The sequence below is a fragment of the Nonomuraea deserti genome (genome assembly GCF_004348685.1).
In the GTDB taxonomy this organism is placed as follows: Bacteria; Actinomycetota; Actinomycetes; order Streptosporangiales; family Streptosporangiaceae; genus Nonomuraea; species Nonomuraea deserti.
On the sequence record NZ_SMKO01000298.1, the window covers coordinates 1 to 8,437 of the forward strand.

Genomic DNA, 8,437 nt, shown 5'->3' on the forward strand with positions numbered 1-8,437 from the left:
CCCTGAGCCCGCCCGCTGAGCCCGCCCGCTGAGCTCACCTACTGGGGCCGCCCGCGTTCCGGCGCGGGCGGGATTCCTCGCTTCCCGGGAGATCGCGACACGGCGGAGGGTCGTCGCGTGATGATGTTGCATGATCATGCATGACTATGTATATACTTCACGCGTGTCCAAGGTTCTCACTTCCCTGCCTGTCGGCGAACGTGTCGGCATCGCCTTCTCCGGCGGCCTCGACACCTCGGTAGCGGTCGCGTGGATGCGCGAGAAGGGCGCGGTGCCGTGCGCGTACACCGCAGACATCGGCCAATACGACGAGCCCGACATCGCCTCGGTGCCCGGGCGCGCGACGGCCTACGGCGCCGAGGTCGCCCGGCTGGTCGACTGCCGGGCCGCCCTCGTGGAGGAAGGGCTCGCCGCGCTGGCCTGCGGGGCGTTCCACATCCGCACCGGCGGCCGGGGCTACTTCAACACGACCCCGCTGGGGCGGGCGGTCACGGGCACCCTGCTGGTGCGCGCGATGCTCGAGGACGGCGTGCAGATCTGGGGTGACGGCTCCACCTTCAAGGGCAACGACATCGAGCGGTTCTACCGCTACGGCCTGCTGGCCAACCCGTCGCTGCGCATCTACAAGCCGTGGCTCGACGCCGGTTTCGTCAGCGAGCTCGGCGGCCGCACCGAGATGTCCGAGTGGCTGCTGGAGCGCGGCCTGCCCTACCGCGACAGCACGGAGAAGGCCTACTCCACCGACGCCAACATCTGGGGAGCGACCCACGAGGCCAAGGCGCTGGAGCACCTCGACGCCGGCATCGAGACCGTCGAGCCGATCATGGGCGTGCGGTTCTGGGACCAGCACATCGAGATCGCCCCAGAAGACGTCACCATAGGCTTCGAGCGTGGCCGCCCGGTGACGATCAACGGCAAGGATTTCGCCTCCCCCGTCGACCTGGTGCTGGAGGCCAACGCCATCGGCGGGCGGCACGGCCTGGGCATGTCCGACCAGATCGAGAACCGCGTCATCGAGGCCAAGAGCCGGGGCATCTACGAGGCGCCGGGCATGGCGCTGCTGCACGCGGCCTACGAACGGCTGGTCAACGCGGTCCACAACGAGGACACCCTCGCCGTCTACCACAGCGAGGGGCGCCGGCTGGGCCGCCTGCTGTACGAAGGCCGCTGGCTCGACCCCCAGGCGCTGATGTTGCGCGAGTCGCTGCAGCGCTGGGTCGGCATGGCGATCACCGGCGAGGTGACGCTGCGGCTGCGGCGCGGCGAGGACTATTCGATCCTGGACACGTCGGGGCCGGCGTTCAGCTACCACCCGGACAAGCTCTCCATGGAGCGCACGGAAGACTCCGCCTTCGGGCCGGTCGACCGCATCGGCCAGCTGACCATGCGCAACCTCGACATCGCCGACACCCGCGCCAAGCTGGAGCAGTACGCCGGGCTCGGCATGGTCGGCGCCGACCACTCGGCGTTGATCGCCGCCGCCCAGGCGCCCTCGACCAAACTGATCGGCGCTATGCCGGAGGGCGGGGCCGAGGCGATCGCCTCCCGCGGCGAGGTACCCGAGGACGAACTCCTCGATCACGCCGCGATGGAGTCCGGCACCGACTGATCCTCCGCCGGGGTTCCGTACGCCACAATCGTCGGAGAACGCGGCGGAGGAGGCGTATGGACGAGAGCGTGTCGCTGGCGCAGCTTGCCCATCGGCTGGAAGAGGTGGTGGGCGAGCTCCGCGGCATCCCCGTCGACGTCGAGCGGCTCGACGACAGCGAGCTGGTCCGGCAGCAGATCGCGCAGTTCGCCGGCTCGGCCCGCGAGCTGCGCGCCATGCATCCGCTGGGCATGCCCGCGCGGGGCCGCGAACCCCCGTCGCCTACACGCCCGGAGCCCTGGTGATCAGGCAGCAGAGTCTGATCACCACCCTCATCGACCTGTTCGAGCAGACGTGGGCCAGGGAGGTCACCGAGCCGGCGCACCGGCTGACCCCGCGCGAGCGCGAGGTGCTGGCGCTGATCGCCGAGGGCCGATCCAACAGCGCCGTCGCCCGTGCCCTGTCCATCACGGAGGCGGCCGTCGGCAAGCACGTGGCCGGCGTGTTCGCCAAGCTGGAGCTGCCCGCGACCGAGGACGACAACCGCCGGGTGCTGGCGGTGCTGGCCTATCTGCGCGGCGCCGTGCGGTAGCGCCGCACCCGCCCGTACGGCGCGGTGAGGATAGGGCTGTGCCGGCCCGTGCGGCGCGGTGAGGTAGGGCCAGGCCCACCGCGTTCTCGGCCCAGCCCCCATGCGGGCGCGGGCGGGTACGCGCTTTACTAGGTGTCGTGCAACGTATGACTGGATTACTGGTCGGCGCGGTCTTCGGCGCGGTCTTCGTCGTCGTCAACGCGCAGAGCCCGCTGAACACCGTGACCGTGACCGTGCTGCGGGTGGCCGCCTGCCTGGCCGCCGCCGGGGTGCTCGCCATGTGGTTCGCCACCGCCAGGAAGGAACGGCGGGAGGCGGGGGCGCGGCGGAGCATGTTCGGCCGCGGCTACCTGCTCATCGTCGCCGCCGAGGTGATCCTGCTGTTCGGCGGGCTCAGGGTGCTGGCCGCCTGGGGGGTTCCCGAGCAGGCCAACGTGGCCTGGGTGGCGCTGGTGGTCGGCGTGCACTTCGTCGCGCTGGCGCCCGTCTGGAAGGACTGGAGCATCGCCGTGCCCGGCGTGGTGCTCTCCATGCTCGGCGCCGCCGGGCTCGTCCTGACCTCGACGGCGGCCGTGGCGTGGGTGCCGGTCGTCAGCGGTGTGCTGTCGGGCGTCGTGCTCCTGGCCGGAGCCGTCACCTTGGGCTGGCGCGCCGCCATGCCTCGCGCGGCCTGACGGCCCGGCCGGGGGTGTCCTAGCGGTTGTCCATGTCGCGGAGAAGCTCGTCGAGGCGCGCTTCGTGCCCGTTCATCGCGCGGGTGAACGTCTGCATGGTGTCCTCGAACTGCTCCAGCACCTTCTCCGGGTCGGGCGGGCCGGCGCCGACGGTCTCGCGGAACACGCGATCGCGCTGCGCGGCCACGTCGTCCTGCGCGCGCTGCACGGCCAGCGTGACCTCCGCGGCCAGGTCCTGACTGCCCAGCTTCATCGCCCGGGGGTCGAACCGCACGTCGATCAGCCGTCCTTGGGCGTCGGCGCGGGCGCGGATCTTGCCGCCCGCGCTCTCGCCCTCACCCCTGAGGGCGGCGATCTCGTCGTGCGCGTTGCGGAGCAGGCGCTGCTCCTTCTCCGCCTCCTCCGTGAGGCGCAGCAGATCGTCGAACGGGTTGCGCTGCCGGTCGTCGCCCGTCATCGGCACGGCCGATCCTCGGCGTCGCAGTCGCGCTCGGTGCCCACGGTCCTGACGGCGTTGACGATCGCGCCGATGAGCTCCGTCAACTGATTGGACAACGCTTCCTCCTCAGCGAACACGCTTGTCGCCTCCATGCGCCCAGCGGGCCGAAGCCGGGCACACGGGCCACACTCGCCCGGTCCGCAGCCTCGAACTCGACGTGCGCGCAGGAGGTGATCAACTCGCCGTCTCACATTCTGACACAGGTGATTTACATACGGCTACCCCAAACTTTAGATTCAGGACATACGCTCCGGGTCGCTTGTTCGCCGGCAAAGAACTGGGGACACGTCGGAGCGACCGATGGAACGATGCAAACCCCGCCGGAGCCCACCCCCGAAACGGCTATATAACCGCAGGTCAGAACGGGAATAGCAGGCCCTCAGGAAGGAGCCTGACATGTGACGCCGGACGGCTCCGAACCGCCACCGTATGTCACAGATTCTTCATGTTCGGCTTGACCAAAAGGACCGAAACTCCGTAGTTTTGGCCGTCGTTCGGCATGCTTGGGGCCGCAACGAGCGATGCGCGACGCCCGCCCCGGGCCCGGCCCGGCTTGACGGTCGCGAATGGACGGGGGAGGCGATAGAGGCCAGCGGTCCGACCAGGAGCATCACCCAAAGTAACCGGGTTGGACCACTACGTAATCGGCTCAGGAGATGCTCGCCCGAACGGTGACGTCCCCGCGGCCAGGATTCCGCCTCTGGACGATCGATCGGAGAAAGTCCGCTTCATGGAACCCACGTACCTTGTCTGCCTGCCCTTCGCCGGCGCTGGAGCGTCGTTCTTCCGTGGATGGCAGCGGCAGGCCCCCGACGAACTGAACATCCTGCCGGTGCAGCTGCCCGGCCGGGAAGAACGCTTCAACGAAACCCCCTACACCGACGTCACCCGCGCCGCCGAGGCGGCATGCACCCAGGTCCTGGCCCGGATCGACGGCGCCACCCCGCCCGTGGCGCTCTTCGGCCACAGTCTCGGCGCCGTGCTCGCGTACGAGCTGGCGAACCACCTCGCGAACGTCAGAGGAGTGACACCCGAACGGCTGTTCGTGAGCGGCTCGCCCAGCCCGTACGACGGGCGCGAGACCAAGGCCAGCGGTCTCAGCGACGACGAGTTCCTGGGCAGGGTCAGGGAGTTCTCCGGCTACACGCATCCGGCGCTCGAAGACCCGGAGATGCGTTCGCTGCTGCTGCCCGTCATCCGGGCCGACGTCGAGATGCACGAGACGTACGAGCCCGCCACGGACAAGCCGCTGCCGGTCCCGGTCACCGCGCTGCGGGGCCGCGACGACGAGCTGGTCGACACGGCGCAGATCGCGCGGTGGGAGCGGGTCACCAGCACGGAGTTCAGCACCGCCGAGCTCGACGGCGGCCACATGTACCTGGCCGACGACCCCACGTCCCTGCTCCGGCTGATCACGGACGAGCTCTCCAGGGACAGGACGTGACGCTGCGCCTGGCCGGGAAGACGGCCGTCATCACCGGCGCGGCCCGCGGTCTCGGACGCGCCACCGCCCAGGCGTTCGCCCGCGAGGGAGCCGACCTGGTGCTGATCGACATCGCGCGCGACCTGCCCGGGGTTCCCTACCCGCTGGGCTCTCCCGGCCAGCTCCGGCACACCGAGGAGCTCTGCCGTCAGGCCGGCGTCGCCGTGCTGGTCAAGGAGGCCGACGTACGGGACCTGAGCGAGGTCGAGGACGCGGTGACCATGGCGGTCGACCGGTTCGGAGCCGTCGACGTGCTCGTCAACAACGCGGGCATCGCCGCACCGTCCGGCAAGGTGACGCACGAGATCGACGAGCACGAGTGGCAGCTCATGCTCGACGTCGACCTCTCGGGCGCCTGGCGGGCCATCCGCGCGGTCGGCAAGCTCATGTCCGAGCGCGGCTCGGGCAGCATCGTCAACGTCGCGTCCACCGCCGGGCTGGTCGGCTACCGGCACTTCGCCGGCTATGTCGCCGCCAAACACGGTCTCATCGGCCTGACCAAGGCGGCGGCGCTCGACTACGCCCCGCGCCAGGTCAGGGTCAACGCGGTGTGCCCCGGCTCGGTCAGGGACGACCCGCAGGTCGAGGGCCGGATGCTGGCGGAGATCGCCCGCTCGCTTGACGTGCCCGTGGGCACGCACGAGGAGACGTTCCTGCAGGCCCAGCCGTCCAACGCGCTCATCGAGCCCGACGCCGTGGCCTCCGCCGCCGTGTGGCTGGCCTCCGACGAGTCCCGCCAGGTCACCGGCAGCGTACTCACCGTCGACGGAGGCTTCACCACCCGCTGACGCCCCGCCGACCAGGCCCGTGCCGGCCTCCCGAACCCACTGGAGATCACTCTGTGTACCGCACTGTTGACGCCTGGCCGCTGATCCCCGCGGCCGGCCCGCCGTCCGGGCACTGCCATGCCCGGCGGACACGGCTGCCCGGAGGCGCCGACGCCGCCCGGATGGCGCGGATCCTCGACCAGGCCTCCCGCCACTGGTGGGACGAGACCGCCCGCCTGTGGACGGAACGGGTTCCCGCCGCCGCCGGCTCGGCGGAGGCCGGGAGGAGGCTCGACGCCGAGCTGTTCAGGCCGGTGCGCGCGGAAGGAGCCGGGCTGCGGGCCGTCCTGCTGGAGTACGCGGACGGGCCCGCCGACCTGGTGCTCGTCGCGCACCGGGCGCGGTTCGACGCGACGTCGCTGCGGATGGTGGCCGAGGTGCTCACCGAGCGGGTCCCGTGCGAGCGGTTCCACGCCGGTCGTACGCCTGTGCCCGCCCCGGACGCCGAGCTGGTCAAGCGGTGGCAGGAGGCCGACTACTCGGGAGCCGCCGTCGAATGGGCAGCCGGGGACGCCGCGGCGGGGGATCGTACCGGGGTGGTGAGCGTGCCGGTTCGCGAGTCGGCGCACCTGGCCGCCCGGATCGCGGTGGCGGCCGCGCTCGTCCTGGGACGGTACGAGGACCAGCGCTGCCCCGTGATCGGCGCGCTGGCCGGGCTGCCCTCGCGGCCGGAGGGAGCGCTGGGGGCGTACGACGCCGGGACGCTGCTGGCGGTGGACCTGTCCGGCGCCGCCACGACGGGCGAGCTGGTGGCCGGGAGCGCCCGGATCCTCGGAGGCGACGGCGGATGGTGCGACTCCCGCCGGTACGCGCAGTTGTGCGCGGAATCGGGCGGCCGGGTCCTGGCAGGGCTCCTGGCCGCTCCCTCCGGCGAGGCCGCCTGCCGGACAGCCGACGAGGACGTCTCCCGCGAGACGGCCGACGAGGACGTCTCCCTCCGCCACGCGGCCGACGAGTACCTCATCCCCTGCCAGACGGCTCCCTTCCCGCTCACCCTCGTACCCTTCCGCGACCCCGACGGCTCCGCCCGGCTCGACGTACGGCACCGGCTGGAGGACGTGGACGAGGAGTCCGCACGGCGGTTCGCCCGCCACGTCGCCCGCGTCCACGAGCTGCTGGCCGGCGATGACGACCTGGCCCCCGCCGACGTCGACCCGCTGGACGAGCCCGAGCGCCGCAACGTGATCCGCCTCGGCCGCCCCGCCAGACCCCTGGAACGGCGGCCGGAGCGGATCGACGAGATCTTCGCCGCCCGGGTCGCGGAACGGCCGCAAGCCGTCGCCCTCACCGGCGAGGACCGCACGCTCACCTACGCCGAACTGGACGAGCGCGCCGGCCGCTGCGCCGCCTCCCTGCACGGCATGGGCGTACGGCCGGGCGACCGCGTGGGCCTCTGCCTGGAGCGCACGCCCGACCTGGTGATCACCATGCTCGCCGTGCTGAAGGCCGGAGCCGTCTACGTGCCGATGGACCCCGCCTATCCGGCGGACCGGCTGGCGTACACGGCCGGCGACGCGGCACTGCGCGTCGTCGTCACCCACCGCGACTTCCCTCCCGGCAAGCAACTGACCGTCGTCTCCCCCGAACGGCTCGCGGCCGGCGACGACAGCGCCCTCGACGGCGGCGGAGCGCCGGAGCGGGGCGGCCCCGACGACGCCGCGTACGTCATCTACACCTCCGGATCGACCGGCCGCCCCAAGGGCGTCGTGGTGCCGCACAGGAACGTCGCCGCCCTCCTGGCGGCCACCGAGGACGACTTCGGGCTCGGTCCGGGCGACACCTGGTCGAACTTCCACTCCAGCGCCTTCGACTTCTCCGTCTGGGAGATCTGGGGCGCGCTGCTCACCGGCGGCCGGCTGGTCCTGGTCCCGTACTGGGTCTCCAGGTCGCCTGAAGAGTTCCACGAGCTGCTGGTGCGCGAGCGGGTCACCGTACTCAGCCAGACCCCGTCGGCGTTCGCCCAGCTCATGGAGGCCGACCGGCTCCGGGCCGAGCGGCTCGCCGTCCGGCTGACGGTGTTCGGCGGCGAACCGCTCGACGCGCGCCCGCTGCTGGGCTGGTTCGACCGGTATCCGGACTGCCGCCTGGTCAACATGTACGGCATCACCGAGACCACGGTCCACGTGACCGCGCAGACCCTGACCCGTGGCGACGCCATCGCCGGGTCCAGGTCGGTGGGACACCCGCTGCCCGGCTGGCACGTGTACGTCATGGACGAGCAGGGCCGCCCCGTCCCCACCGGGGCGCCCGGCGAGATCCACGTCGGCGGGGCGGGAGTCGCCGCCGAATACCTGGGCCGCCCCGAACTGACGGCTGAGCGCTTCGTCCATGACCCGTTCGCCGGCGGCCGCATGTACCGCAGCGGCGACCGCGGCCGCCTGCGGCCCGACGGGCGGCTCGAGCACCTGGGCCGGCTGGACACCCAGGTCAAGGTGCGCGGCTTCCGCATCGAGCTGGACGAGATCCGCAGCGTCCTGCTCGACGACCCCTCGGTGGCCTCGGCCGCCGTGGTGCTGCGTGACGGCCGGCCGGGCGACCCGCCCCGAACGGCCCGGCCGGGCGATCCGCGCGGGGCGGAGGCGGCCGGGCAGGCGACCGACCACGCCCTGGCGCGGCTGGACGCGTACGTGACGCCGGCGCACGCCGATCCCGCCGCGGTGCGGCGGCGGGCGGCCAAGGTGCTGCCCGACCACATGGTGCCCGCCACCATCACGGCGCTGCCCGCGCTGCCGCTCACCCCGAACGGCAAGCTGGACGTCCGCGCCCTGCCGGTA

General features: G+C 72.0%; 7 protein-coding genes and 1 pseudogene. 7 read left to right on the top strand and 1 reads right to left on the bottom strand.

Annotated elements, in window-relative coordinates; all coding sequences use genetic code 11:
- The first annotated feature begins 163 nt into the window (after nucleotides 1-163).
- The 4 genes and pseudogenes from argG (at nucleotide 164) to E1292_RS48125 (ending at nucleotide 2,854) form a co-directional block, all read left to right on the top strand.
- Complete coding sequence (argG, locus tag E1292_RS48115; RefSeq protein ID WP_132606500.1) at nucleotides 164-1,609, top strand: argininosuccinate synthase; 1,446 nt, start codon at nucleotides 164-166, stop codon at nucleotides 1,607-1,609.
- A 56-nt stretch (nucleotides 1,610-1,665) separates the two neighbouring features.
- On the top strand, nucleotides 1,666-1,893 hold the full coding sequence (locus E1292_RS54675) for a hypothetical protein (protein ID WP_246090948.1): 228 nt from the start codon (nucleotides 1,666-1,668) through the stop codon (nucleotides 1,891-1,893).
- A 68-nt stretch (nucleotides 1,894-1,961) separates the two neighbouring features.
- Nucleotides 1,962-2,180: pseudogene (locus tag E1292_RS54680) on the top strand (response regulator transcription factor); the annotation flags it as partial.
- A 146-nt stretch (nucleotides 2,181-2,326) separates the two neighbouring features.
- Nucleotides 2,327-2,854, top strand: coding sequence for a hypothetical protein (locus E1292_RS48125; protein WP_132606502.1), 528 nt, complete (start codon nucleotides 2,327-2,329; stop codon nucleotides 2,852-2,854).
- Between the two features lie 19 nt (nucleotides 2,855-2,873).
- Here E1292_RS48125 and E1292_RS48130 read toward each other — a convergent pair whose 3' ends face one another.
- Nucleotides 2,874-3,311 (bottom strand): YbaB/EbfC family nucleoid-associated protein, encoded by a 438-nt coding sequence (locus E1292_RS48130; protein WP_132606503.1) that lies wholly within the window; start codon nucleotides 3,309-3,311, stop codon nucleotides 2,874-2,876.
- Nucleotides 3,312-4,083: 772 nt separating this feature from the next.
- On the opposite strand from E1292_RS48130, the gene E1292_RS48135 reads away from it, so the two are divergent.
- The 3 genes from E1292_RS48135 to E1292_RS48145 form a co-directional block, all read left to right on the top strand.
- Nucleotides 4,084-4,797, top strand: coding sequence for a thioesterase II family protein (locus E1292_RS48135; RefSeq protein ID WP_132606504.1), 714 nt, complete (start codon nucleotides 4,084-4,086; stop codon nucleotides 4,795-4,797).
- A complete protein-coding gene (locus E1292_RS48140) occupies nucleotides 4,794-5,624 on the top strand; it encodes an SDR family oxidoreductase (protein ID WP_220447428.1) in 831 nt (276 codons plus the stop codon). Before E1292_RS48135 ends, E1292_RS48140 begins: the two co-directional genes overlap by 4 nt.
- A gap of 53 nt (nucleotides 5,625-5,677) precedes the next feature.
- The coding region (locus E1292_RS48145) for an amino acid adenylation domain-containing protein (protein WP_132606505.1) at nucleotides 5,678-8,437 on the top strand (2,760 nt) is incomplete at its 3' end.